The following is a 24,057-nucleotide window of genomic DNA, read 5'->3' on the forward strand; positions in this document are numbered from 1 at the left end:
AAACCGGGTTTCTCGGTCTCTAACTCAGGAAAGAAACCCGGTTTCTGAGGGGGCGGTAATTAATCTTTGTCAAAATCCTTAGCGCCTTCTAAGACGGGATTAAGGTCAAACCAACTACCATCATGATCGCAATATTCAAAGACAAATAGACTGCGGAGGAGAGTTTGATATTCTTCCTCTCCTCGGACGGTTTTCTGCTGCGAAACTTGGCGGAGAAGTTCCCACTCGTCGGGGGTGATGGCTTTTCCTAATTCGTTGCGTCTCTCGCTAATTACCCGTTCAATCATGGTGCGACTGAAGGGTGGATCGTCTTTTTGTAGACAATTAAATAGTAAAATTAGCAGGTTTCGCACATGACCACCACTCATCTGACAGAGATAATCGAGGGTGCTGGTAGAGTCAAATAATTTAGGGATTTCACGGAGGCGATCGGTTTGGTTTAATTCTGGAAATGCTCGTGCTAATACCATTTGTCTGAGCAGATTAATTCCGGGTTCGCAGTCGCTACCGTCTCGTTCTTTGACTCTGACCATTGGTAGCAGTTTGGCGGGGGAACCAAAGCGGTTGCTAACGGCTTCTTTATCGTTGGAAAAGGTGAGAATTAGGGGAATTGTATAGATGACATGACACAGAAGTTTATTGAGTTGTTCACCCCTATCTACAAATAAATATTCTGGTTGGGTACGGATGCCGAATTTGGCTTTATTATCGATGCGATCTAGGTTGTCAATAATCACGACTAATCCGGCTTGTCCCCGTTGCTGTAGTTGTTGTTGAGCGGGGGTGATTAATTCCTGGTTAATGACTTCAATAATGTTATTAACTCGGGGTTCTAGGTGTTGTCTTAATAGCGATCGCACATCCCTTGAGTCTTTGGCTTTGGCGGTAATTTCACCAATCCCAAAAGCCAGAGAAAAACCCTCGGAGTCTTGGCTAACACCAATATCACCGACGACGGGAATATTGCTCCGAAAACTGGTAATTTCTGTATTCAGAAGGTTGGCGGCGCTTTTCAGAATGCCTTGAAAGCGTTTGGGTTGCAGACAGACACCACTATTTTCTAAACTTTGGGAAACTTGGCGAGCGATCGCCAGTAAGATGTCACTAATATCGACATCTGCCATATCTAAGTCCTGGGAAGACTCGAAGTAAACTACATGGAATTTATCCGCTTCTAACTCAGTTTTTAATCGTGATAATTCGGTGGATTTTCCACAGCCTATATGTCCGGTAAATAATTGACAGGTAGGTTGATGGTCAGAAAAGGTGATCGTCCGTTTCAGTTCCCGAATTACATTAGAACCCCGAACTGTTGAAAAATCAATATAGTATTGTCGATCTTCAGGTTTCGATATATTCAGAGTGTATCGCGGGTTACAGGCTCGAAAGAATCGTCCAAGGTTTAGGGACATTTAATTTATGCTCTATAAAACTTAAACAAAACCGGACATAGCCGGATATTGATGTTTATTTCTGGCTTCGTCCGGGACTGTCGGCAGCACCCCGTCCACAAGTGTAATCGTCTGAACCAGGCGATTTTTCTAAATTTATACTGGCGTTCAAATCTCTATCAATCTTCAAGCCACAGTTTGGACATTCAAAAGTCCGACGGACTAGGGGCATTTTTTGACGATGGCCACAGTTAGAACACAGTTGACTGGATGGATAAAATCTATCGGCAATAATCAACTTTGAACCATAACGTTCTGCCTTGTAACCTAGTTGACGACGGAACTCATAAAATGAAGCATCAGCGATAGAACCAGCCAAACCATGATTTTTCAGCATACCTGACACATTCAAATCCTCAATGACGACTTGGCTGTGGTTTTTAGCCAAAAAAGTAGTGATTTTATGAATCGTGTCACGGCGAATATTAGCTACTCTTTGATGTAGCTTTTGAACTTTTAAGAGACATTTAGCCCGATTTTTTGAGCCTTTGACTTTGCGACTTAAATGGCGTTGTAATCTGGCTAGTTTTTTGGTCGCTGCTTTATAAGCCTTGGGATTAGAGAATTTTGTCCCATCGGAGCAAGTCGCCAAATTGTTAATTCCTAGGTCTACCCCGATTCTCTCTCGGAATTTCGGTGTGATTTCTGGTGTGGTTTCTACAAAAAAGCTCATATACCAGTCACCTGCTTGGCGCGTTATAGTGACTTTCTTAACCCAACTTTCGGGTAGAGCCTCAAATGTAGAAACCCAGCCCACAAAAGGCAGCTTATGGCGAGTTCCTGACAGATTGAATGGCTTTCCGGAATTGTCAAGGGTAAAGCTATCATGGTGGCCTTTCTTCTTAAATTTAGGATAACTGCTTATTCCCTTGAAGAAGCGCTTAAAGGCATCCCCTAGATTAATGAAGGCATATTGATAAACTTTAGAAGACAATTCAGACATCCAAGGATATTGAGGTTTCACATAATTCGTAAAAACCTTTTTAATGGAGTTGATATTAGGCTTGAGTCCCTCTTCATAAGCTGACCTCCATAAGTGTAATCCCCAATTAAACACGAACCGAGCATACCCCGCGTGTTTGGCCATCAAGGTGGCTTGACGGTCATTGAGTTTTAGTTTGGTTCGGAAAGCTTTGTAAGGCATGATTGGATTTTACCATGAAGAATCCGACTTGATGAGTATGTCGTCAAGGAAATTTGGCATGGTCTGGGGTTTGACCGTATACTCATTATTGAGTTGCGAATCTTTTTGGGTATTGTACCTTATTGTCATAAGATGTCAAGCAAATCTTGGATTAAATTCTGGCTCCCCAGAATTTTAGGTCTACCTACTATTATCTGCGATCGCAGCAGTTACATATCAGCATCTGCGATTAATTTCCAACGGGACTGGCCGGACTCGAACCGGCGACCTAGCGCTTCAGATTTGTGTGAGTTTCCCCACTCTCTGGACTATCCCTTCACCATAAGCACTCATAGAATGCTCTTAGGTGGTGGCCGTTATGTTCAAGAAGTCGTTTAATCCAACTCCCAAAACCAGTCTCTGCACCTTCTCCAACCGTAGGGGTTAGAGCTTGGCTCAAGATTACCTTATTCATGGTTCACATAAACTTAGGCTTCCTTGAGTTTGACCACATTCACACAAGGGGTTTCCCCACATGGTGCCCGATTCTTCAGGAGGCGCTTGCTCTATCCATCTGAGCCACAGCCCCAGTCATTTACTCTATGGTAACAGATTCTTGTGCTTATATGTTGATTTTTTAGACAATTTTAAAAAATTTGCCCGCCAAGTTAGCCCCAAGGGGTTGACAAAAGCCGGGGATTTCTGGTATTATATTGACATACTCTTACATAATTGGATATTTGCCAAAATAAAAAAACTGTCAATATTCCCATTATTTTATAATAGTAGCATGAGTCTCCCCAAAAAGCTACCCCCTCCCCCAAAAAATGATTTTTTTTTAACATTGCTTAATTTTTTGTTACAAAACTTAACATAACTATCAATGAACCCAGGTTTCATCCCAGGGACCACCTCCAGTTTCCAGGCCACAGAGGGAACTATGGGCTTCCAGAATTAAGCGTCCCTGTTGTCGGAGTTGTAGGGTTACTTCACCTTTCATAGTATCGCGACAGCAGAATTGCAAGCCATGATGAGTAGGGGCGCGTAGAGGAGTACCGGGGTAGGTAGTGGTAGCCTGGAGGGAAACTTGAAACCGTCCGTTGTCAGCTTGAATGTGCCAATCTCCCCAGGGTGCAATTTGCCAGTGAACTTGAGCATTCCAGGGGACAAACTCATAAAATTGACCGCGATAGTGAATACCGACCATAGCGACGGATTCGAGCCACCACAATACCGATCGCTTTCCGCCGCCTGCTGTGAGAGCCAAATCAGGAATATGGTCAAAACAGTTGCAGTTAACCCAAAACCACTTTCGAGGAAATGCGCCGCCCCAGTTTTTCTCACCGTAAGCGGGGGCGTTAGTAAACTGATAGAGTGTGCCATTCCAGTCAATCCAGCCAGTAGCCGAACCGTGAGCCATTAATATTTGCCATCCCGGTTCAAAAATCGGCAGAAATGATAGCCAGCCAGCGGTTGACTGTTGTTGTCCCCACCCATAAACGGGAGTGATAGTATATTCCCAACTACAGTTACGGGTTCCATCTTTGAGGCGACCTTGATGGTGGGTATCAGTTCCCTGATATCCTTGACGAATAAAGCGATCGAATAGTTGAGAGTCGAGATATCCGGGGGCAGATTTTAGGTCAGTGTCTCCCCAATGACCCAGAGCTAGGGTGTCGGTAGATGCCCAGAATTTATTGACATCAGGGAAAGTCCGACAGAGGTACTGGTCATCTGGTCCTAAAATTTGGGCAGCACCGCCGCTGTGGGGTTGTCCGCCGCTGGGGTCTTCAATGGAGTACATGAAGGCGAAAGTTTGACGGGGTTCGGGGAGAGTGACCCGATAATACCAGCCTTCAAAAAAACGGCGATCGCCGCCTTCCCAGTGATAACCATTGTGGGGGGTAGATAGAGCAGTAATGGGTTTCAAATCAAACATGGCAATCATAAAAACTCCTGTCTGGAGATTAGCGTTGGTGGCGGCTATGCACCGAAACCGTAGCCTTTCCTATTCCCGTTATTTACAGTTAGCGACGGTTCGCCTGGACGGACGACCGGCTAATCGGACGGTAGTATTTAGGGGGTTTATGACTAAGGGCGATCGCCTTAAATTTGTGACGGACACCCGCAGCCAAAAGGTGATAGAAATTGCCGAAAATCCTTGGGGTGAGGCTTGCTGGTATTTTCCGAAAACCCGAGAACAGTTCCGCATCTCTGGTCAGTTAACCATAGTAGAGTACGCAGAGCATCTATGTGATCAGAGTTGGCAGGAGTTATCAGAGGCAGCCAAAAGTCAATTTTTCTGGCCGGATCCTGGTCAACAGCGGCGCGACTCGGGCCACGCTAATTTTGACCCTCCCGACCCCATTCCCCAACAGCCACCCCCCAATTTTTCGGTCCTGCTGCTAACACCTGAGCGGGTGGATCATTTACAATTGCGCGGCGAGCCCCAGAATCGGACAATTTATGATGCTCAAAGTAATGGCACTTGGAAAGGGAAGGCGGTCAATCCTTAAATACCAGAACCGTCTAAAAATTCTTGGATGGCTCTGTTTTTAATCTGACAGCTAGAGCGCGTACCTTCAGAGGTAGTTAAGGTTTGATATTGTCCGTTATAGGTGCGGAAACCTGCTCCTACAGGGACTTTTTCCACCAACGCCACCCGTTCTTGCTGTAGGGATTCCATTTGCTGCTCTAGGGTTTCAATGCGATCTAGCAGAGTCCGAATGACTACGGCTTCTGAGTCAGGTAAACTGCCATGTTCAAGGGGGTTAACTTTGACACCGGAGCGGTAAACAATGCGACCAGGAACCCCTACTACTGTGCAGTTAGAGGGAACATCCCGCAAGACTACGGAACCCGCACCAATGCGAACATTATTACCAATTTGGAGATTACCGAGAACTTTGGCTCCGGCTCCGACGACTACATTTTCCCCTAGGGTGGGGTGACGTTTACCGCTTTCTTTACCTGTACCGCCGAGGGTTACGCCTTGGTAAATTAAGCAGAAGTCTCCGACAATGGCTGTTTCTCCAATGACTACACCCATACCATGATCGATGAAGACACCTTGACCTATGGTAGCCCCTGGGTGGATTTCAATGCCTGTAATAAATCGGGACAGGTGAGATATCAGACGGGGAATTAGGGGTAAACCGATACAGTACAACCAGTGAGCGAGACGGTGAAATAGCAACGCTTGCAGACCGGGGTAGCAGAACATGACTTCTAGCCAGTTCCGAGCGGCAGGGTCGCGATCGAAGATAATGCGAAAGTCGGCTCGAAGGGTCTTTAGCACAATCAATAACCAGTTTCTGTTAAACAAATTACTTATCTATGTTAACGGATGAGGGGCTAATACAAAAGTTTAAATGTCAGGATGTGATCAATTTTACCAGAAAGTTAGAATTTGGTAGATGGACACATACAGTAGTATAGGTTCATTATCGCCTCAAACGCCCAATGGTCGGGGGATACATCAGAAAAGGGAATTGGTAGCAGGTCAAAGCGTTTGGTAGCACAAGCATTTCTCAATGTGGCTTGGTCAATTTGAGCGATCGCTTTTGGTTGGTCCACTACAACAGGATTAACTGAACTGAGGGACTCACGGCTATTGTCGGTGGTTTCGGTGGTTTGGGCGGAAACGGGGGCGATCGCAGTTATTATCAATAAGCTGAGGGGGATTAACTCTTGTGCTTTCATCGGAAAATTTAAGCTCTCATTATGGGGCTATCTTCTTTAGTATAGCTGTTTTGATTCGGTTTATGGGGTGGTGAGTCTGCTTTCTGGTACGTTTAAGGATATGGTAGCTGTAGCCACCTGTATAGAGCAGGTTAACCAATAGGATTAGGGTTTGACCTAGGGGCGATCGCACTTGGAAAAATACTGTATAGCTTGCCCATAATACTAACAGCAATTCCATTAGGGACACTAGGGAGCCATAATGTCGGGGGTCCCAGTAGGAAATTGGGCTGATAAAACGGTAGTTACTGAGCGGGAAAAAATGGCGATGGGCATCATCGTTATGAACTGGCAAATCTAATAAGTTATGCCAAATTATACTTATACACAAAACTTGAGCTATCAACCATCCCAACTTAAAGGCGATCGCCCAGGCTAAAATCGCCAAGGGGATAGAATGAAAAATAGCCACAATCCTTTGTATATGCTGAGAGTTATAAGCATCTGACCAGATTTGAGATTCTGGCATTTTGGCGATAAATTTTGCCCAACCGTAGAATACAAAGATGGGAATATCTGGTAAAATACCTCCTAAAACAATGAATAAATTAGCATCGGGTTGGCTGGAATTTGCCAATAAAGCCAGATTAATAATTGCGTGACTGGGGGTATTCATAACTAAAATTAATTTTAGGGAATCAGAGTCAGGCGACCATTTTGCACATAATCAAAAATGCGATTAATTTGATGGCGTTCTAAATCATTAATCTGAGTGTCTGACAAGATAATTGAGATTAATCCCAGATATTGGAGATAGGTCAGTTTCCCAGAAGTTAAGATTTGATTAATTAGTTGAGTAGGCGTTGTGGTTGAGTTTTGCTGATTATTCCAAGGCATAGTTTGGGCTTATTTACGGTTGAGTTAGGGATGGATAATTAATTTAGTCTGCCATTATCAATACTACCGGATTTTCCTGTCAATCATCAATTCCCACCATGCTTGTGGGTAAGGTTGGGGAGAACCAATAAGTATAATTAACTATTGCCCATGGCTATGAAAGCGGTAAGTGAGAATGAAGTTGGAGTTTTGTAAAGTTATGTTAAGGTGTGTTGCAATACGTCACAAGTCTGAACAGAAACCTCCCCCTAGGCTGCAAGTTCGTGTTAGGATTTTGGCTTAGTAACTGACGAGATAAATTTTTGGGAGAAGACCTTTGACTCTACGGGTTGCTGTTGTCGGATCTGGTCCTGCGGGTTCATCCGCAGCCGAAACGCTAGTAAAAGCTGGAATTGAAACCTATTTATTCGAGCGCAAACTGGATAACGCCAAACCCTGTGGTGGTGCTATTCCTCTGTGTATGGTAAGTGAATTCGACCTGCCACCCGAAATCATTGATCGGCGGGTCAGAAAAATGAAAATGATTTCCCCCTCTAACCGTGAGGTGGATATCAATTTAGAAAATGAAAACGAATATATCGGAATGTGTCGTCGGGAGGTCCTCGACGGTTTCATGCGTGACCGTGCTGCTTCGTTGGGTGCTAACCTAATCAACGGTACTGTTCACAAATTAGAAATCCCCGCCAGCAGTGGCGAACCTTACACGATCCACTACAATGATCATTCTAGTGGTGATGCGGTAGGAACTGCCAAAACCCTGAAAGTAGATCTCGTCATTGGTGCTGATGGAGCTAACTCCCGTGTAGCCAAGGCTATTGACGCTGGGGATTATAATTATGCGATCGCCTTCCAAGAGCGGATTCGCATCCCGGCTGATAAAATGGCTTATTACGAAGATCGGGCGGAAATGTATGTAGGGAATGATGTTTCCCCGGACTTTTACGCTTGGGTGTTCCCGAAATATGATCACGTGGCGGTAGGAACCGGAACCATGAAGGTTAACCAAGCCATGATCAAAAAGCTGCAAGCTGGAATCCGTGCCCGCGCAGCCCATCGGATTGAAGGTGGTAAAATCATTAAAGTGGAAGCTCACCCAATTCCAGAACATCCCCGTCCTCGTCGGGTTGTGGGAAGGGTAGCCCTGGTGGGAGATGCAGCCGGAACCGTAACTAAGTCTTCTGGTGAAGGTATCTATTTTGCGGCTAAGTCTGGTCGTATGTGTGCTGAAACCATTGTGGAAACTTCCAACGCCGGTCAGCGTATCCCCACTGAAGATGATTTGAAACTGTATCTGAAACGCTGGGATAAACAGTATGGCATGACCTACCTAGTGCTGGATGTCCTGCAACGGGTATTCTACCGTTCTGATGCAAGTCGGGAAGCATTTGTAGAAATGTGTTCTGATCTCGATGTACAACGGATGACGTTTGACAGCTATCTGTATAAGACAGTTGTTCCGGCTAACCCGTTAGTACAAATGAAGATCACAGCCAAAACTGTGGGTAGTCTGCTACGCGGTCACGCCCTAGCGCCCTAGCGCCCTAACCTAGTTTAACCGAAAGTTACCGCCCCGCTCTCATCTCAAGAGACGGGGCTATCTTTTAGTTAAATATCTGACCAGCTATGGGCGGGTCAGGGGGGGTTATAAAGAATCTGTAATATAAAGGCGATCGCAGAACCCGCGGCTATTAGGTTATTGGTGAAAAATCAATGAAATCTAACAGGTGATGAGCTAATTGTAACTTAGTGCATCCGCTGATGTTCTGTTTTCTGCCATGGCGCGCGAGTAAGATAGCTTGGTTGGTGTCGCTACCAAAACCCGCCCCAGGTTGGTCAATGGGGTTAGCAACGATCGCATCTAAGTTTTTGCGCTGCAATTTTTCCCAAGCGGGGGCTAAAATATCTCCAGTTTGCGCCGCAAAGCCAACTAACTGCTGGTCGGGGCGTTTTTTTTGTGCCAATTGAGCGACAATATCGGGTACTGTTTCCAAGTCTAGTTGTTGAGGAAGCGATCGCTTAGGTAACTTTTCCGGGTGATAAGCCGTAGGTCGGACATCAGCGACCGCCGCCGCCATAATAGTCAGGTTGGCTGCGGGAAATAATGATAACATTGCCTCGGACATTTGCTGGGCGGTAGTCACACTAACTAAGGTAACCTCTGATAGAGTCTCCACCATCTCCAGATTATTCATGGGACCATGTACCATTGTCACCCGTGCGCCTCGGTGGACTGCGGCTTGAGCGATCGCTATTCCCATTTTACCAGTAGCGGGATTACCAATAAACCGCACCGGGTCTAAATGTTCGCGAGTTCCCCCGGCGGAAATGAGGACTTGTTTATTAGCGAGATCTCGATTTCCTTGGGTATGGAGTAGGGAATAAATATGGGCTAATATTTGTTGAGGTTCTGCCATACGTCCGGCTGCTGACACCTCAACTGATTGGCTGTCGGTATTATTAGGGGTATCGCAGGCGAGAATACCAGGAATGGGAGTAATGCTGTGAAAGCGACTATCTGTTAAAAGTAGTTGCCAATTTCGCGCCACCGCTGGCTGTTTCCACATTTCCCGGTTCATAGCTGGAACCAACAAAATCGGACAGGTGGAAGCCAAAACCGTATTAGTGAGCAAGTTATCCGCCATTCCGGTGGCTAGTTTACTGAGGGTATTGGCGGTTAGGGGTGCAATGACGAAAATATCAGCCCATTGTGCCAACTGAATATGAAGGGGGCGACCGTGGGTAGGCTGCCAAAAGTCGCGATCGCTATAACTGCGATCGCGCGATAAAGTAGCTAAAGTTAGGGGGGTAATAAATTGTTGAGCCGAGTCCGTGACGATAGTACGAACTTCCGCCCCCGATTTTGCCAAAGTGGAAACCACCTCACAAATTTTGTAGGCGGCTATTCCACCAGTTACCCCAATTAAAATACGTCGCCGGTCGGACATAAAAGCTAATAGCTGTATTAGTGATATTTGGTAGGCGCAGAAACCGGGTTTCTCACTAACCGATTTTTCCAGAAACCCGGTTTCTATATACTCCCACCCTGGGGAAATTGTGGTTTTGGGGTATCCTAGAATTCTTTAGGCTTCGTCATAGGCTTCTAAATCCAATAAGTGAATATAAGGTTCAACCAATTCTGGACGCTGGAAAGCGATCGCTCTGAGTAAATGCCAATCCTGCAATCCCTCAAATGCGTTGCTGTAATTATCCACTTCCAAGCGGGAAGCTAACTGAGCCACATCATCTGCTGTCAATGCGGAAATCTTGGGCGAAGATTGAGTCAACATTTCCATCTCGCAATACCTGATACATTTACGCGACATTTTTCCGGTTGTTCCCGGACAATGCGACGATAGCACTATTACCCGTTAAGATAACAGAGGCGGTATCCCGCACAGCTTTTAGAAAGATTCCAAAAGCACCGTTTCAGTCCCGTGGTAGAGTGAACCCGCACTCAGGACATCGGAACACTTTTGAGCCACCTAGCTGGGAATGGACATGACCACAGTGAGTACAGGTTTTGCTGGTGTATTCTTCGGTCACATCTACAACTGTGGTTCCAGTTATTTCCGCTTGATGTCTCAGGGTTAGTTTGAATCGATAATGCGCTCATTTCAGCATGGCGCGGGCAGTCTTAGACCTGATTAGACGCTTCACCTTGGCAACCATATTGGAAGTCTCGAAGGTGGGCAAAAAAATCCGGCTGTGTTATGGGATGGCCAGGGATGCGACCCAATCAACCAAGGGGTTGAAGTCCTCACCGGGTAGTTATTTAGCCCATTTCAGCTATATTTCATACCCGAAGGTCTCGCACCATACTTAGTATTATACCGTATTGCCGTAAAATGTTAACCTAATTTGAGATTAAATCATGCTCTCTTTTATATTAAAGGGTTAATGGTTGTTAGGCAGGGTTTTGATCACAAAACTTTGTATTAACCCCAAAATATCGGGACAAATCTCGTGACCCATGTTGTACTCATGATATTCCACCGTTGCCCCTAATTTCTGGAAACTGTCCCGCGCCTGGTGAGCCGCTCCGAGGGGGACGACCATATCTTGTTTACCGTGAGCCATTAAAATCGGCGGTAGGGGGGTCTGTTGGGGTTCTGGTTTAAAGTGTAAGTAGCCACTGAGTACAATCAGACCAGCGAAACCCATTGTCCGTCCGACATCAAAAGTCATGGCTCCCCCCTGGGAAAAACCGCCTAAAATCGTGCGCTGTGGTGGTATTCCAGTAGTTTGGGCGATCGCGTTTAACCAATCAATTAGTTTTTCCCGGCTTTCCTCAATTCCCTCATATTCCTGAGTTTCTAAGGCGTACCAAGCGCGACCCCCCGGAACTTGTGGGTGAGGAAAGGGAGCTTCTGGGAACTCAAACCAATAATTCGGTAATCTCAACATGGGAGCCAAAAAGGTCAGATCCTCACAATTCGCACCCCAACCATGCAGGAATATGATTAAACCTTCGGGATTTTCCGGGTTTTCTGATTTGACTGTATATGAGTGTAACGACATATTTAATTCTGACCTGTTGGTTTACTTATCGCTATCCTACATGACTTATAAAAAACACTCAAGCCATGGGGATATTTATCACTTAAATAATATCTGATATAGCCAGATATTTCCAGGCATAGCCGGGCGAGCTATATAGTCTACATCCATTGACAATTTAAAAAGTATGTGGTAAATTTCCAGGCAGTCCTAAATTACTGATAAACATAGTGGCAGTTTAACCCCGCAGTGCCAAAATCTGGCATTGGTTGCTAATCATTGATTATCTCTACCATGATGATACACCTATTTTAATTGTCAATATGTCGAATACAGAAGTTATTAATACCGCCAAAGTCGAGTCAGCCGAAAATCAGATTAGGGAAAACCAAAAGCGGATTGACTACAATACCCTTGAATATCCCATTGAGGTATTAGTGGATAAATATTTAACTGGAATTGATGAGGACACCAACGAAATATTTATACCTGACTACCAAAGAGAAATGGCTTGGGATGAGCAGCATCAGTCCAAATTTATTGAATCGATTTTTCTGGGTCTTCCAATTCCCTATATTTTCGTCGCTGATGTTTCCAAAGAAGAAGATGATCAAGATTACTCACGGTTAGAAATTATAGATGGAACCCAGAGAATACGAACCTTAGCTAGATTTATCCATAATCAACTTAAACTTTGTGAACTCCAAAAGTTAACCGCATTAAACGGGTTTCATTTTCGATATTTGTCTCCATCTCGTCAGCGACGATTTCTTAGAAATACTATTCGATTAATTAAATTAACTGAAGATGCTGATGAAGAAGTCCGCCGAGATTTGTTTGAACGGATTAACTCAGGAAGCATTGAACTTAACCAAATGGAAAAACGAAGAGGGAGTCAGCCAGGATTATTTTTAAACTTGATAGAAGAGTTATCAAAGGAGCCAAAATTTATCAGCTTATGTGCTTTTTCGGAAGCATCTATCAAGAAACGTGATCCTCAAGAGTATGTTTTGAGATTCTTTGCTTTTTTAGAAAAATATAAATCTTTTTCGGGAAAGATTCATGATTTTTTAGACGACTACTTAAAGGAGAAAAATGAACAATTAAAGCAACATCAAAATCCCACAGCAGAATTAGAGCGTATGCGCTATGAATTTATGTCAATGCTATCGGTAATAGAAACATACTTTCCTGAGAGTTTGCGAACAGGTAAACATAAAATTAGACCTATAACTCGCATCAAATTTGAGTCTCTATGTGTAGGTGTGGCTTTGGCTTTGCGTGAGCAAAAAGATTTAGTTCTCAAGTCTACAGACTTCTTGAAATCACAAGATTTTAATGAGTATACTAAAAGTGATGCTAGTAGTTCTGGTAATAAAGTTAGCCGTCGAATTGAGTATGTTCGTGACCAGGTTTTGGGTTAATCTATGGATAGTACATTATGGGCATATTTTAATAAACAGTCTGTAGAAGTTAGTCAATACTTTATGTTTCTTAAACGACTGGAGCAAAAAACCACGATGATAGACAATTATAAACTTTGTATTGGTGATATCAATGCCAGCACAATGATTCATAAATATGAACAAATTTATTTTAATACTGATATCGAAAAAACTCTCAAAGCCAATGGTTTTTTATTGCTATATAATTTGGTGGAGGGAACTATGAGGAGAGCCATTGAATATATATTTGATTACCTCGATACTCATCAAGTGAATTTTGATGTTTTGAGACGAGAGATGAAGATAGTGATATTAAAGAATATCCAAAAGCGATCGCCTGCAAAAATTATAGATAAAATTGATAAAATCTCTCTGGATATTATCATTGAAACTTGGAATAATGATGATGTTTTTTCGGGAAATATAGACGCTAAAAAAATCAAAGATGTAGCCCAAACTTATGGTTTTTCGAGTAAAGTATCCCCTCGAAGAACCCAAAATAGTGAGGATTTATTGTCTATAAAGAATCATAGAAATGATTTAGCACATGGTTTAAAATCCTTTAATGATATAGGCAGAGATACCACGGCTAGAGAACTTTTTATCATTAAGAATAGAGTGATAATTTATCTACGACAAATTATCATCAATATCGAAAATTATTTAGCAAATCAAGAATATTTAAAAACCCCGTAAATTAACCCCAGGGTAAAATATCCTGCTATACTGTGTAAGATTTGACATCAGAAGAACGGAATATGATTTGTGATATAATCACCTAAAATCGCTTAGATCTGGGTCTCGGTACTTTTGGTGACGATGTGATCATTATCTCGGAGTTACCACCGGAACAGCTTACTCGTTTTAGCGCTTCTCCCCTGACGGAGGCGATCGCTCTTTTGGAGGGTGATGATTATATCATCAATGATGACCCAGAAGGGCGCATTTTGTTAGGAAACCAGGGTAATGATACTCTCATCGGTCATTCGGGTAATGATACCATCTATGGCGGTCAGGGTAATGATTTGATTATTGGTGGTTCTGGGAATAACATTTTATCAGGCGATCGCGGTTTAGACACCCTCACTGGTGGAGATGGAATTAATGAATTTATACTATCCCAGTCAAGTGCGGATCAGGATCTAATTACCGACTTTAAACCAGGTATTGATAAATTGCGCTTGTTTAGGGGAGCCACCTTTTCAGATTTAGACATTGAACAATCGGATTCATCCACTGTAATTGAGTTCAATGGTGAAACCTTAGTCACCCTCAATAATGTCTCGGCTAATTCGTTAACCATTGATGACTTTATCGAGGCTCTGCACTTCGAGGAAATCTATATATTTGGTGATAGTTTATCCGATACCGGAAACGCTTTTATCGCCTCGGAAGGACAAGTTTTAGCAGGATTACCCTACTTTCAAGGTCGCGCCTCTAATGGGTTATTATGGGTAGATTATTTGGGGGATAAACTGAGTTTAAATCCCGTCAATTTTAGCGAAAAATCTCCCTCAAATGAGGGGATTAATTTTGCCTTTTGTGGGGCTAATACTAGCGGTTTAAATACCACAGAACCGGGATTATTCCCGGGTTTGGAAAATCAATTACAGGCTTTTATTGCTCCTTTGTTAGCATCGGGTCAAACAGCTAATCCTAATGCCTTATATACCCTCTGGGTTGGCGCTAATGATTACTTAGCGGGACGACAGACTGATGGTACTATTCCGGTTAATAATTTAACTGAAGCTGTAACTTCTCTCTATCAGTTTGGGGCGCGGGATTTCCTGATGTTAAACTTACCACCATTAGGAGAATTACCAGTAGCGAGATTTAACCCCCTAGATCCCGTCGATCCAGTTAATTCTTTTGATGCGGAGGAACTGAACCGCCTCAGTGCAGAACATAATCAAGGTTTACGGGAAGCTGTAGACCAATTAAATCAAAACCTACCTGGTGCTAATGTGAGTTTATTTGATGTGGGTGGTTTATTTGAGGATGCGATCGCCAATCCTGAACAATTTGGATTAACCAACGTTACCGACAGTAGTATATCATTTATATTAGGAACCATTGCTGATAATCCAGAGCAGTATTTATTCTGGGATATCCTACACCCCACCACCACCACTCATCAAATTATCGCCAGTGATGTCTATGAGCAACTGCTGATAGATTATCAGTAACTTTCCGATTTCCGCCTCACCCTAACCTCTTGGTGATTTAGCGCCAGTATCCCTACCCCCTATATCTTGTTCAATTGCTTGACACTCCCCGGCGTGAACGCACGGGGATTCTTTGTTCTACGACACGACTTGCTGATGCAGGATTTCTCCAACAACAGTAGAGGACTTGTCTCCCAAAGCGTTGCTCGGCACACCGAAAGTTCCGGTATGCCCTACCGTACTCAATCCTCGACTCCGAATATTTCTAGCTGCGTTTTCATCTCTATCCATTGAGCAACCACACTTACAAACGTGCGCGGATTGTGGATAGTGTTTTCTTCACAATTGCACCGCAGTTAGAGCATTCTTGGCTAGTGTATTGCGGATTTACCGCAACCGTTACGTCTTTCAAATGCTTTAGCAAAGTATTCAAGCCCGACACGGAACTGATACCAAGAAGCGTCGTTGATAGACTTAGCTAAACAATGATTCTGCACCATATTTTTAATTCTCAAATCTTCGTAGGCTATCAAGTCGTTTGACTGAACTACGCACCTTGCCAACTTCACAGCATGGTCTTTACGTTGCCTACTTATTTGGAGATAGTGTTTACCTAGAATCTGTCTAGCTTTGCCTCTGTTTTTTGAACCTTTAACCTTCTTCGATACGCGACGGTGACTACGTTTTAAGGTACGTTCGCATTTTTTCAGGAATTTAGGATTTTCAACGGTGACTCCGTTTGAATCGGTGTAATACTCTTTCAGTCCAACGTCTAAGCCAATGGTATTGCCTGTCGGCGCTGTGTTTTCTTTCCTGTCAACGTTAATACAGAATTGAACGTACACACCATCAGCACGTTTCACCAGTCTGACCCGTTTGAGCTGGCTGACTTGGTAAAAGTGTAAATCGCGTGTACCCTTGATTTTGAGTTTACCAATTCCTTTTTTATCTGTGAAAGTTATTGATTTTCTGTCGTCTGCAAGTTTCCACCCGGTTGATTTATATTCAACTGAGCGACAATCTTTCGGAAACTTCGGATACTCCTTTTTACCGGGAATCTTCTTCTTGCAGTTTTCATAAAATCGAGAGATAGCTGACCAAGCTCTTTCAGCGCTGGCTTGTCTCGCTTGAGAATTGAGTTCGTCTAGCGCCAACAGCTATTGCGGACCAACTGTGCTGTACGAATTGCCTCAGCTACTGCAATGAACTGACTTGGTTTTCCGTAGGTTTTGAACTCAAAAACTAGCATGGGTTTACTTCCTATCTTATACTAACGCCATCAGCACAAAATATTCGATATTGCCACAAAAATTTACAATTAAAGCCGTCCTAGAAGGACGGGGTTTTAGACCCAGTTTCTTGATAACAGACACCCCGTCAAACATAGGCGGGATAATTTGGGACTTTTTTGGGAAATGTGGAGAGTAAGTGCTGAAGTGGGGCCGAAATGTGAAACAATCAAATCAAGGCGATCGCAGTCCTTAGCAACCACGATCGCCCATGAAGTTGACATATCTAAACTGGAATACTCATGACTGTTGCTCAAGCCGTCTTCCCCATTGACTTGGGAGCCTACCAATACCTGAAACTTGACCCAGCCAATAGCACCCTAACCGACGAACAACGAAAGGCCCTGAAAGCTAATATTGAACTGGTCAGAGATGCGATCGTTTTCTTCACCGCCACTGGCGCAGCGCGCGGAGTTGGCGGACACACAGGGGGACCCTACGACACCGCCCCAGAAGTAATGATCCTTGATGCCTTATTTCGCGGTTCCCCCGATAAATTCGTCCCCATTTTCTTTGACGAAGCCGGACACCGCGTCGCTACTCAATATTTAATGTCCGTACTCGAAGGCTCTATGCCCGCCGAACAGCTCCTGAGCTATCGCGCCGCACATTCCAAACTACCCGGACACCCAGAATTAGGACTCACCCCCGGCGTAAAATTTAGCTCCGGTCGTCTCGGTCATATGTGGCCTTACGTCAACGGCGTAGCCATGGCTAACCCCAATAAAACCGTTTTCTGTCTGGGTTCCGATGGTTCTCAACAGGAAGGAAATGATGCTGAAGCCGCTCGTCTGGCTGTCTCCCAACAGCTTAACGTTAAACTGATTATTGATGATAACGATGTCACCATCGCCGGACACCCTTCTGATTATATTCCTGGCTACACAGTCGCCCAAACCCTTATCGGTCACGGTCTGAAAGTCCTAGAGGGAGATGGAGAAGATATTGATAGCCTCTATGGTCTGATCTGCCAAGCTATTAATACAGATGGTCCCGTCGCCGTGATTAACCGTCGGAAAATGTGTGTCGGAATTGAAGGTCTCGAAGGTTCCCCCCACGGTCATGATGTGATTTCAGTCAAGGCGGCGATCGCTTATTTGGAAGCCAAAGGTCGCACCGAAGCGGTTAAATATCTCCAAGGTATCCAAGCACCTAAACAAAACTACACCTTCATCGGTTCTAGTGACGATCTCGGTTCCAACCGTAACGTCTTTGGGGATGCCGTCGTTTCCGTTCTCGCTACCATGACAGATAGCGATCGTAAAGAAAAAGTCCTTTGTGTCGATAGCGATTTAGAAGGCTCCTGTGGTCTACAAAAAATCCGCACCGCCTACCCAGAAATCTTTATCAAAGGCGGTATTATGGAGCGCGGTAACTTCTCCGCCGCCGCCGGGTTTGGTATGGAAAAAGGCAAACAGGGGATTTTCGGCACCTTTAGCGCCTTCTTAGAAATGTGCATTTCCGAAATCACTATGGCGCGCCTGAATTACTCCAACGTCCTCTGTCACTTCTCCCATAGTGGCATTGACGACATGGCTGATAATACCTGCCATTTCGGAATTAATAATATGTTCGCCGACAATGGCTTAGATGACGGTTACGAAACTCGTTTGTATTTCCCCGCCGACGCTAACCAGATGAAAGCCTGTGTCGAAGCCGTATTTTTTGACCCCGGACTCCGGTTTATCTTCTCTACCCGTTCCAAAGTTCCCTATATTCTCAACAGTGACGGAAATCATTTCTTTGGCGACGGCTACAAGTTCATCCCTGGTAAAGATGAGGTCATTCGCGAGGGTACTGCTGGTTATATTGTCAGCTTTGGCGATAGTTTGTACCGTTCCTTAGATGCTGTCGATCGCCTCAAACAAGAAGGTATTGATGTGGGGTTAATTAATAAATCTACCCTCAATGTCGTTGATGAAGATATGTTAGCCAAAATCGGAAACGCTCCCTTTGTCATGGTCGTCGAAGCCTTTAACCGTCGCACTGGACTCGGTAGCCGTTTTGGTTCCTGGTTGCTAGAAGGTGGCTATACTCCTAAATACGCCTATCTTGCTACTCACAAGGAAGGTTGTGGCGGTCTCTGGGAACAGTTCCCTCATCAGGGTATTGACCCCAACGGTATTATGACCAAGGTTAAGGAATTAGTCCGTTAGTCACCAAACAACCTTTTTTCTGGTTAAAAAATATAGGGCGGGTTGATCAAGTTGATCAACCCGCCTTCCTTTAGAGTCTATGCAGCATCAAATCTGAACCTAACCGTTACTGCAATTCTACGCTTTATTTGCTTTCTTGCGAAGGTTGGAAGCAACCAAACCAGCACCAATAGCGCCTAGACCGAAAATCATACCTGGTTCTGGTACAGCAGCACCAACCACTTTCCAGTCTGGTCCATTATAATCTGTTCGCATACGATTATTGCCAGGACCATCCAACTCAGACCATGCAGCACTTACACGAATACCACCAATAGACCTTACTGAGGGCTCAAGTCCTAAATCAGCCAAGGAGACTCCCCGAGAACCGACTTGTTGAACAGAATTTCTGGTATTGGCAATTTCTAGTGTAGTAATTTCAAACCCGGCATCATCCCAGTTGTTCCGTCCAATAGTAAAGGTATTACCCAAACTGTTGCCTAGTCGGTCGATCGCTTGAACTGTTACAGCACTGTTCATGCCACGTTCCCACAAAAACAGGTTATCAACCCGACGATCAAACCAAAGATCGATCGCGAAACTTCCGGTGTCCTCTCCATCGATAATGCTGGTAAGGCTATAATTTCCCAAAGATGTCACAATGTCTTCATTGGTGGGGTTTTCCCTGGATATTCCTATGTTTGCTCGTGGTCCCATATCAGAACTAGCAGCACCTGTGTTACCACCTGTATACTCGTCGTTATGAATGATATTAGCGCGGTTGACAAGGGCAAAATCACTGAAAATATTGCCATCAACCTTAACATAATCCAGCAAGACATCCCCACCCGGATCGTAGGAATCCTGGTTTAATAAGTGGGTCTCGAAGTAAAATGCTTGAGCAGAACCTGCGAATCCTAGACCACCGGCTAGTACACCTAAAAATACTGATAGACTTAGTTTAGTGTTCATAATTTTTACCTCTGGTGTGATAATTTGACTAACTTAGATAACAACTTGGCTGGACTTCGTACTTTCGTACTATTAATGTTGTAGCATCATTTCCCTGGTGTGTCTAATGTAAAACACCTTTTTTACCAAAGATTTATAAATGTATGGCTTTTGTAAAGGTAGCTTTTTAGTTTTGTGACTATGGTCTTGAACGTATGTGTCACAAATCACAGCCTGTTGTGATCTGACACCTAGGGAAAGGTATAACCTGAAAATGGAGTTAACCGACTGCTAATTGCGGTGGTGAATGTTAAGGTCTAGTGATTTCAACTTGAATTTGTCCGCTAAAGTCAGGAATGGGGGGAGCGAGTTTAATTAACTGGATCTGAACCCGCTCAACCTGGGACTGTTCCAGGATAGCTTGAGCGATCGCCTCTGCTAGTCTTTCCACCAGAGCAAATTTAGCCGTTTTTACAATATGCTCAACTGTAGCAATGGTTCCCCGATAGTCCACCGTATCTGCGATCGTATCACTATGTCCGGCAACGCGCAAGTCAAACCACAAGCGCACATTAACTTCAAACCACTGACCTAATACCCTTTCCTCCTGGAGATATCCCGTATAACCATAACTGCGGATACCTTTAATTTCAATTGAGTCCATATTTTTAGCTAACCTTTTTGTCATTGTGATCTTAATTTTCACCCAAAGCGCCACCTATGGTAGAAATATAGGCCCATGACCCAGGAAATTTTAGCGTTGAGGTTCCTGGTATTTGGCGAACCGACCCCCTCCCTGCTATAGGGGATTGATTGCTAAGAGATGAAATTGTCGTTGGGTTGATCAATATTTGCCGAATATATGTTATAGTGAATTTGGTCTTAGGGCATGTAGCTCAGTGGATAGAGCATCAGATTCCGGTTCTGAGGGTCGGGGGTTCAAATCCCTCCATGCTCGTTTTTTCTATTGCCTTATCCTGACGGCGATAGCGGGAATTTACTTAACCCGATAGTCGTACCGTCACACTCAAAATGCACTCCATTCAGTCTTAGCACACGGGACAATTGGTGCATATCCCTTAGCAACAAATCTTAATTATTGGCGGGTTAATCAATAAGCACAACTTAATCAATATGTCAAATATCCATACCTCCCCTCAACCAAACACCGATAGGGTAGTTCCCTTGTGATACCCGTCAATGGCAAGCCTATCGGTTCGTTCGTCACCATTGACTGCTATCACATCGGTCACTTCCCCAATAGTACTTGTTCCGGTTATGGGGGGAGGGTATGATTCAAAGTCAACACGATAGCCGTAGGTAGCCGTAGAGGGGAACCTTCTAAGTAATCAATGTACAAAGATATCAGACCGCCTTTCCGTGGACTATACCTATAGGTAAACCTATGAGCGATCGCGTTGTAGTCGGTCATCTATGCCTCCGTTTTGGGAAAGGTGAGCAGTAAATCGCGGTAATATTCGTATGGCTTTACTGTTAGTCTTGCCGGGAACAAACTTCCATTTTTAATTTTTCTCCGAGTGCATCTTCAGCTACATCCAGATCATAATCCATTTGCAAACCCATCCAAAACCGGGCGGACATATTGAAATAATAGGCTAAACGTAGGGCTGTATCTGCCGTAATTCTACGTTTACCGTGAATAATTTCATTAATTCGACGTGCAGGTACACGCAAGGCTAGAGCAACCTGATTTTGACTCAGATTCATGGGCTTGAGAAATTCTTCTAACAGGACTTCGCCAGGATGTACAGGGGTCAATTTATCTAATTTATTTTTTGTCATGATTCCACCTCAGTGATAGTCAACAATTTCTACATCTGTTGCATCCCCATCTTTCCACCCAAAGCAAATTCTCCATTGGTCATTAATTCGGATACTATACTGACCGATTCTACTGCCTACCAAGCGTTCAACGAGTCACGTTAAACGTCAAGCGCAAATTTCTCAGAAAAAATTCTTTCTTTTCCGAGAGATGGAAGTTGAGCCAGCATGATCGCGTTATTGGATTGGGCGATCGCCTTGTAGTTAGTCATCTATGCCTCCGTTTTAGGAAAGGTGAGCAGTAAATCGCTGTAGTAGTTATATTGTTTTTGGCGATCGCTCAGTTCGGCGGTCAGTTCGGCGGTCAACGCTGTAAAAGTGTCCAAAATCCGCACGATTTCGGCTTGAATGGCAAGGGGTGGGATCGGGATTTCTAATTTAGCCAAATCGGACTTATTGACTGCGGGCACTCCCCCTTCTTTTTTTAGACCTAAAAGCAGATCGCTTTCTGACTGAAGAAAATAGAAAAGATATTTGTTGATGAGTAGAGCTTCATCTGTTGATCGTAGCTTGTAGCATAACGGCCCCAACCAAAACGGGGTCTTTTGATATCCAACATAGCAAATTCCCCCTTGACCTCGATATGGCGTTGTAACTGTGTCGCCTTCGCAATTGCTGCTTGCGGTATATCCAGATCTAGTTGTTCCTGCGTTAATGTAATCATAATCTGTCGCGTTATCAAAAATTTCAGTTGGCTTCTGTCCAGTATTGATCTCAGCAATCTCCCCCAAGGTATTCCACTCCACCGCCGCCCCATCTAACAGCCTCCCCAGGAAATTCCTACCGCTCATCCCACACCTCCATCAAACCCCATCAATTCCCGCTCAATCTCTTCAATACTCGGCAATTGAGTTTGTAACGGAACAGGCAAAGATTCCAATAACTTATATTCCGCAATACCCATAGGCTGGCTTTTATCTCCCAAAGCATACTCAGCCACCACCTTGTCTTTGCTTTTGCACAACAACAAACCGATCGTAACCCCATCCTCTTTAGCCTTCATTTGCCTATCCACCGCCGTCATATAAAACCCCAACTGCCCCAAATGCTCAGGCTTAAACTTGTCCGCTTTCAGTTCAATCACAACATAGCAGTGCAATTTCAGATGATAAAACAACAGATCAATAAAAAACTCCTCCTCACCCACTTGCAGCAACACCTGACGACCCACAAAAGCAAATCCTGCACCCAACTCCAACAAAAATTGTGTAACGTGCTTAACTAATGCCCTTTCTATTTCACGCTCCTGAGCCTCCACGGTTTTACAAGATATTGATTCAAGGGGAAATATCCTAATAAACTTTGGCTCAAAATATACAATTAATTTTGCCTGAGTACTTACATATTCAAGTAAGTGACGGGACTAATCTAACCAAAAAGCTTAGTAACCCCCAAGAAAAATCCAGGAATCACAAAAAATACCCCGATAATGTAAACAAAGGCTAAATATTTTCTCTCACTTGCCATAGAAGCAAATGTTACTGCCAGAAAAATCGGTATCCTGTACATGAAGGAAATACAAAAAATAATCAGAACACCAAAGAAGTTAAAAAGAAAATGAACCATGGCAATTTGTAAAGCATAGACTTCGGTATCTCCCGAAATTGCGGTCGCAGCAAGTATAGCAGTCACAGTCGTGCCAATATTAGCCCCCAGGGTAAAGGGATAAACTTGCTGTAAGGTCATCACACCAGCGGCGGCTAAAGGAACAATTAAACAGGTTGTTGTTGTGGAAGACTGAACCAAAATCGTCATGAACATCCCGGCAGCAATGCCAGCAATGGGACCTCTCCCCACTGCTATTTCGAAAATATCTTTGGCACGACCCACCAGTACAACTTTGAGGAGCTTACTAATAAAATAGATCGCTGATATAATGACAATAACCCCTACAAAGATCAGGAAAAGTCCATCAAAAGGTTCAGGGAAATTGCTGGCTATGCCTCTGAAAAAACCGACCACCGGGCTTGTTGCCGCCCTGACAAAGTTGTAATCTCCGATGCTTAGGGAATAATCGCCAATAAAAAACCGTGCAAGATAGCCCGCCGCAGTTTGGAGGGGATGAAAGAGAATTTCAAGGGGGAGAAAAATAATCACACAGAAGATGTTGAACATATCAAGGATAGTGGCGGCCCCCAGCGCTCGCTTAAAAGCCTCTTTATCCCCCATACTGGCTAGACTCACGAGGGTGCTAGTGAGACTGGTTCCGACATTGGCTCCCATGATGATCGGTACGGCAGTTGCCACGGGTAAGCCTCCCCCTACCAAACCAACCGTAATTGAGGTAACAGCACTGGAAGACTGAGTTAGCGCTGAGGCAAGCGTCCCAACGATCAGTCCTAGGAAAGGATTGGTGGCAAAGGCAAAGATTTCTTCGGCTTGGTCGGCGGTAGCTGTCCTAAAGCCTCGGCTCACCAGTTCAACTGCCACAATAATGATATAAACCAGCACTAACACGGCAATCCATTGGGGCAGTTTGTTGCCTTGAGTTGTCCGTCGATTTTTTTCTGGAACTTGCTCTTGAATATTACTCATAGCTAATATGTGAATAGATTTTATCTCTCATGAAGAAATTAGTCTT

26 protein-coding genes, 1 tRNA gene and 2 pseudogenes are annotated in these 24,057 nt (G+C 44.1%); 8 read left to right on the top strand and 21 right to left on the bottom strand.

The genetic code is table 11. The annotated features are described in order from the left end of the window. Positions 1–59: 59 nt before the first annotated feature. Complete coding sequence (locus tag HFV01_RS20435) at positions 60–1,412, bottom strand: ATP-binding protein (RefSeq protein ID WP_046319893.1); 1,353 nt, start codon at positions 1,410–1,412, stop codon at positions 60–62. 55 nt (positions 1,413–1,467) lie between these two features. After that, positions 1,468–2,595, bottom strand: coding sequence for an RNA-guided endonuclease InsQ/TnpB family protein (locus HFV01_RS20440; protein WP_193520345.1), 1,128 nt, complete (start codon positions 2,593–2,595; stop codon positions 1,468–1,470). 132 nt (positions 2,596–2,727) lie between these two features. Between HFV01_RS20440 and HFV01_RS20445 the strand changes: the two genes are divergently transcribed. Then, a complete protein-coding gene (locus tag HFV01_RS20445) occupies positions 2,728–2,973 on the top strand; it encodes a hypothetical protein (RefSeq protein ID WP_157234368.1) in 246 nt (81 codons plus the stop codon). Between the two features lie 481 nt (positions 2,974–3,454). Here the strand turns inward: HFV01_RS20445 and HFV01_RS20450 are convergent, their stop codons facing one another. Then, positions 3,455–4,522, bottom strand: a complete 1,068-nt coding sequence (locus HFV01_RS20450) for a tocopherol cyclase family protein (RefSeq protein ID WP_006621065.1) — start codon at positions 4,520–4,522, stop codon at positions 3,455–3,457. On the opposite strand from HFV01_RS20450, the gene HFV01_RS20455 reads away from it, so the two are divergent. Then, a complete protein-coding gene (locus HFV01_RS20455) occupies positions 4,512–5,090 on the top strand; it encodes an Npun_F5749 family FMN-dependent PPOX-type flavoprotein (RefSeq protein WP_008049036.1) in 579 nt (192 codons plus the stop codon). The two genes, HFV01_RS20450 and HFV01_RS20455, sit on opposite strands and share 11 nt — an antisense overlap. Here HFV01_RS20455 and cysE read toward each other — a convergent pair. The 4 genes from cysE to HFV01_RS20475 all read right to left on the bottom strand — a co-directional run bounded on the left by cysE (position 5,087) and on the right by HFV01_RS20475 (position 7,152). Next, the gene (gene cysE / locus HFV01_RS20460; protein ID WP_006670809.1) at positions 5,087–5,872 is read right to left on the bottom strand and encodes a serine O-acetyltransferase; all 786 of its coding nucleotides are present in this window, start codon (positions 5,870–5,872) and stop codon (positions 5,087–5,089) included. The genes HFV01_RS20455 and cysE overlap by 4 nt on opposite strands. A gap of 104 nt (positions 5,873–5,976) precedes the next feature. Next, on the bottom strand, positions 5,977–6,276 hold the full coding sequence (locus HFV01_RS20465; protein ID WP_006621068.1) for a hypothetical protein: 300 nt from the start codon (positions 6,274–6,276) through the stop codon (positions 5,977–5,979). Positions 6,277–6,295: 19 nt separating this feature from the next. Continuing rightward, entirely contained in the window at positions 6,296–6,931 is a 636-nt protein-coding gene (locus tag HFV01_RS20470) for a hypothetical protein (protein WP_193520346.1), read from the bottom strand. 14 nt (positions 6,932–6,945) lie between these two features. Beyond that, positions 6,946–7,152 carry a hypothetical protein gene (locus tag HFV01_RS20475; RefSeq protein WP_006621070.1) on the bottom strand — a complete coding sequence of 69 codons (207 nt, stop codon included), beginning with the start codon at positions 7,150–7,152 and terminating at the stop codon, positions 6,946–6,948. A 316-nt stretch (positions 7,153–7,468) separates the two neighbouring features. On the opposite strand from HFV01_RS20475, the gene chlP reads away from it, so the two are divergent. Beyond that, entirely contained in the window at positions 7,469–8,689 is a 1,221-nt protein-coding gene (gene chlP, locus HFV01_RS20480; protein WP_006621071.1) for a geranylgeranyl reductase, read from the top strand. Positions 8,690–8,840: 151 nt separating this feature from the next. Here chlP and coaBC read toward each other — a convergent pair whose 3' ends face one another. From coaBC to HFV01_RS20500, 4 genes and pseudogenes are all read right to left on the bottom strand, one after another. Beyond that, the gene (gene coaBC, locus HFV01_RS20485; RefSeq protein WP_006621072.1) at positions 8,841–10,097 is read right to left on the bottom strand and encodes a bifunctional phosphopantothenoylcysteine decarboxylase/phosphopantothenate--cysteine ligase CoaBC; all 1,257 of its coding nucleotides are present in this window, start codon (positions 10,095–10,097) and stop codon (positions 8,841–8,843) included. Positions 10,098–10,232: 135 nt separating this feature from the next. Then, a complete protein-coding gene (gene isiD, locus HFV01_RS20490; RefSeq protein ID WP_006617626.1) occupies positions 10,233–10,445 on the bottom strand; it encodes a protein IsiD in 213 nt (70 codons plus the stop codon). Positions 10,446–10,464: 19 nt separating this feature from the next. Continuing rightward, positions 10,465–10,860: pseudogene (locus tag HFV01_RS20495) on the bottom strand (zinc ribbon domain-containing protein); the annotation flags it as partial. A gap of 186 nt (positions 10,861–11,046) precedes the next feature. Continuing rightward, on the bottom strand, positions 11,047–11,670 hold the full coding sequence (locus tag HFV01_RS20500) for an alpha/beta hydrolase (RefSeq protein ID WP_006621073.1): 624 nt from the start codon (positions 11,668–11,670) through the stop codon (positions 11,047–11,049). Positions 11,671–11,972: 302 nt separating this feature from the next. On the opposite strand from HFV01_RS20500, the gene HFV01_RS20505 reads away from it, so the two are divergent. The 3 genes from HFV01_RS20505 (at position 11,973) to HFV01_RS20515 (ending at position 15,280) form a co-directional block, all read left to right on the top strand. Next, complete coding sequence (locus tag HFV01_RS20505; protein ID WP_046319905.1) at positions 11,973–13,073, top strand: DUF262 domain-containing protein; 1,101 nt, start codon at positions 11,973–11,975, stop codon at positions 13,071–13,073. A 3-nt stretch (positions 13,074–13,076) separates the two neighbouring features. Then, positions 13,077–13,790, top strand: coding sequence for an MAE_28990/MAE_18760 family HEPN-like nuclease (locus tag HFV01_RS20510; protein WP_193520347.1), 714 nt, complete (start codon positions 13,077–13,079; stop codon positions 13,788–13,790). Positions 13,791–13,915: 125 nt separating this feature from the next. Next, positions 13,916–15,280: an SGNH/GDSL hydrolase family protein gene (locus HFV01_RS20515; RefSeq protein WP_072053714.1), complete on the top strand. Its 1,365-nt coding sequence runs from the start codon at positions 13,916–13,918 to the stop codon at positions 15,278–15,280. Between the two features lie 117 nt (positions 15,281–15,397). On the opposite strand, the pseudogene HFV01_RS20520 reads toward HFV01_RS20515, so the two are convergent. Then, positions 15,398–16,508: pseudogene (locus tag HFV01_RS20520) on the bottom strand (RNA-guided endonuclease InsQ/TnpB family protein). 96 nt (positions 16,509–16,604) lie between these two features. After that, on the bottom strand, positions 16,605–16,772 hold the full coding sequence (locus HFV01_RS20525) for a hypothetical protein (protein WP_006621079.1): 168 nt from the start codon (positions 16,770–16,772) through the stop codon (positions 16,605–16,607). An 18-nt stretch (positions 16,773–16,790) separates the two neighbouring features. Between HFV01_RS20525 and HFV01_RS20530 the strand changes: the two genes are divergently transcribed. Further along, positions 16,791–18,704: a thiamine pyrophosphate-binding protein gene (locus HFV01_RS20530; protein ID WP_193520348.1), complete on the top strand. Its 1,914-nt coding sequence runs from the start codon at positions 16,791–16,793 to the stop codon at positions 18,702–18,704. Between the two features lie 117 nt (positions 18,705–18,821). On the opposite strand, the gene HFV01_RS20535 is transcribed toward HFV01_RS20530, so the two are convergent. Together HFV01_RS20535 and folB are read right to left on the bottom strand one after the other, a co-directional pair. After that, positions 18,822–19,655, bottom strand: coding sequence for an exosortase-dependent surface protein XDP2 (locus HFV01_RS20535; RefSeq protein ID WP_193520349.1), 834 nt, complete (start codon positions 19,653–19,655; stop codon positions 18,822–18,824). A 289-nt stretch (positions 19,656–19,944) separates the two neighbouring features. Then, on the bottom strand, positions 19,945–20,298 hold the full coding sequence (gene folB / locus HFV01_RS20540) for a dihydroneopterin aldolase (protein ID WP_008049009.1): 354 nt from the start codon (positions 20,296–20,298) through the stop codon (positions 19,945–19,947). A gap of 221 nt (positions 20,299–20,519) precedes the next feature. Between folB and HFV01_RS20545 the strand changes: the two genes are divergently transcribed. Beyond that, positions 20,520–20,592, top strand: a tRNA-Arg gene (locus HFV01_RS20545). 318 nt (positions 20,593–20,910) lie between these two features. Here HFV01_RS20545 and HFV01_RS20550 read toward each other — a convergent pair. The 6 genes from HFV01_RS20550 to HFV01_RS20575 form a co-directional block, all read right to left on the bottom strand. Beyond that, positions 20,911–21,066: a hypothetical protein gene (locus HFV01_RS20550; protein WP_155839082.1), complete on the bottom strand. Its 156-nt coding sequence runs from the start codon at positions 21,064–21,066 to the stop codon at positions 20,911–20,913. A gap of 62 nt (positions 21,067–21,128) precedes the next feature. After that, the gene (locus HFV01_RS20555; RefSeq protein WP_006621083.1) at positions 21,129–21,437 is read right to left on the bottom strand and encodes a HigA family addiction module antitoxin; all 309 of its coding nucleotides are present in this window, start codon (positions 21,435–21,437) and stop codon (positions 21,129–21,131) included. Between the two features lie 9 nt (positions 21,438–21,446). Continuing rightward, a complete protein-coding gene (locus tag HFV01_RS20560) occupies positions 21,447–21,560 on the bottom strand; it encodes a type II toxin-antitoxin system RelE/ParE family toxin (RefSeq protein ID WP_081587642.1) in 114 nt (37 codons plus the stop codon). 128 nt (positions 21,561–21,688) lie between these two features. Continuing rightward, positions 21,689–22,267: a restriction endonuclease subunit S gene (locus HFV01_RS20565; RefSeq protein WP_006621085.1), complete on the bottom strand. Its 579-nt coding sequence runs from the start codon at positions 22,265–22,267 to the stop codon at positions 21,689–21,691. Further along, positions 22,264–22,797: a PDDEXK nuclease domain-containing protein gene (locus HFV01_RS20570; protein WP_318286297.1), complete on the bottom strand. Its 534-nt coding sequence runs from the start codon at positions 22,795–22,797 to the stop codon at positions 22,264–22,266. Before HFV01_RS20570 ends, HFV01_RS20565 begins: the two co-directional genes overlap by 4 nt. 47 nt (positions 22,798–22,844) lie before the next feature. Then, complete coding sequence (locus tag HFV01_RS20575; RefSeq protein WP_006621087.1) at positions 22,845–24,011, bottom strand: Na/Pi symporter; 1,167 nt, start codon at positions 24,009–24,011, stop codon at positions 22,845–22,847. Between the last annotated feature and the right edge of the window lie 46 nt (positions 24,012–24,057).

The sequence above is a fragment of the Limnospira fusiformis SAG 85.79 genome (assembly GCF_012516315.1).
Taxonomy (GTDB): domain Bacteria; phylum Cyanobacteriota; class Cyanobacteriia; order Cyanobacteriales; family Microcoleaceae; genus Limnospira; species Limnospira fusiformis.

Excerpts from the sequence above, each read along its gene's own strand:
- HFV01_RS20435 (WP_046319893.1), bottom strand. The coding sequence starts at position 1,412 with ATGTCCCTAAACCTTGGACGATTCTTTCGAGCCTGTAACCCGCGATAC.
- HFV01_RS20440 (WP_193520345.1), bottom strand. The coding sequence starts at position 2,595 with ATGCCTTACAAAGCTTTCCGAACCAAACTAAAACTCAATGACCGTCAA.
- HFV01_RS20445 (WP_157234368.1), top strand. The coding sequence starts at position 2,728 with ATGTCAAGCAAATCTTGGATTAAATTCTGGCTCCCCAGAATTTTAGGT.
- HFV01_RS20455 (WP_008049036.1), top strand. The coding sequence starts at position 4,512 with ATGGCAATCATAAAAACTCCTGTCTGGAGATTAGCGTTGGTGGCGGCT.
- HFV01_RS20450 (WP_006621065.1), bottom strand. The coding sequence starts at position 4,522 with ATGATTGCCATGTTTGATTTGAAACCCATTACTGCTCTATCTACCCCC.
- HFV01_RS20465 (WP_006621068.1), bottom strand. The coding sequence starts at position 6,276 with ATGAAAGCACAAGAGTTAATCCCCCTCAGCTTATTGATAATAACTGCG.
- HFV01_RS20470 (WP_193520346.1), bottom strand. The coding sequence starts at position 6,931 with ATGAATACCCCCAGTCACGCAATTATTAATCTGGCTTTATTGGCAAAT.
- HFV01_RS20475 (WP_006621070.1), bottom strand. The coding sequence starts at position 7,152 with ATGCCTTGGAATAATCAGCAAAACTCAACCACAACGCCTACTCAACTA.
- coaBC (WP_006621072.1), bottom strand. The coding sequence starts at position 10,097 with ATGTCCGACCGGCGACGTATTTTAATTGGGGTAACTGGTGGAATAGCC.
- isiD (WP_006617626.1), bottom strand. The coding sequence starts at position 10,445 with ATGGAAATGTTGACTCAATCTTCGCCCAAGATTTCCGCATTGACAGCA.
- HFV01_RS20500 (WP_006621073.1), bottom strand. The coding sequence starts at position 11,670 with ATGTCGTTACACTCATATACAGTCAAATCAGAAAACCCGGAAAATCCC.
- HFV01_RS20505 (WP_046319905.1), top strand. The coding sequence starts at position 11,973 with ATGTCGAATACAGAAGTTATTAATACCGCCAAAGTCGAGTCAGCCGAA.
- HFV01_RS20510 (WP_193520347.1), top strand. The coding sequence starts at position 13,077 with ATGGATAGTACATTATGGGCATATTTTAATAAACAGTCTGTAGAAGTT.
- HFV01_RS20525 (WP_006621079.1), bottom strand. The coding sequence starts at position 16,772 with ATGTCAACTTCATGGGCGATCGTGGTTGCTAAGGACTGCGATCGCCTT.
- HFV01_RS20530 (WP_193520348.1), top strand. The coding sequence starts at position 16,791 with ATGACTGTTGCTCAAGCCGTCTTCCCCATTGACTTGGGAGCCTACCAA.
- HFV01_RS20535 (WP_193520349.1), bottom strand. The coding sequence starts at position 19,655 with ATGAACACTAAACTAAGTCTATCAGTATTTTTAGGTGTACTAGCCGGT.
- folB (WP_008049009.1), bottom strand. The coding sequence starts at position 20,298 with ATGGACTCAATTGAAATTAAAGGTATCCGCAGTTATGGTTATACGGGA.
- HFV01_RS20550 (WP_155839082.1), bottom strand. The coding sequence starts at position 21,066 with ATGACCGACTACAACGCGATCGCTCATAGGTTTACCTATAGGTATAGT.
- HFV01_RS20555 (WP_006621083.1), bottom strand. The coding sequence starts at position 21,437 with ATGACAAAAAATAAATTAGATAAATTGACCCCTGTACATCCTGGCGAA.
- HFV01_RS20565 (WP_006621085.1), bottom strand. The coding sequence starts at position 22,267 with ATGAGCGGTAGGAATTTCCTGGGGAGGCTGTTAGATGGGGCGGCGGTG.
- HFV01_RS20575 (WP_006621087.1), bottom strand. The coding sequence starts at position 24,011 with ATGAGTAATATTCAAGAGCAAGTTCCAGAAAAAAATCGACGGACAACT.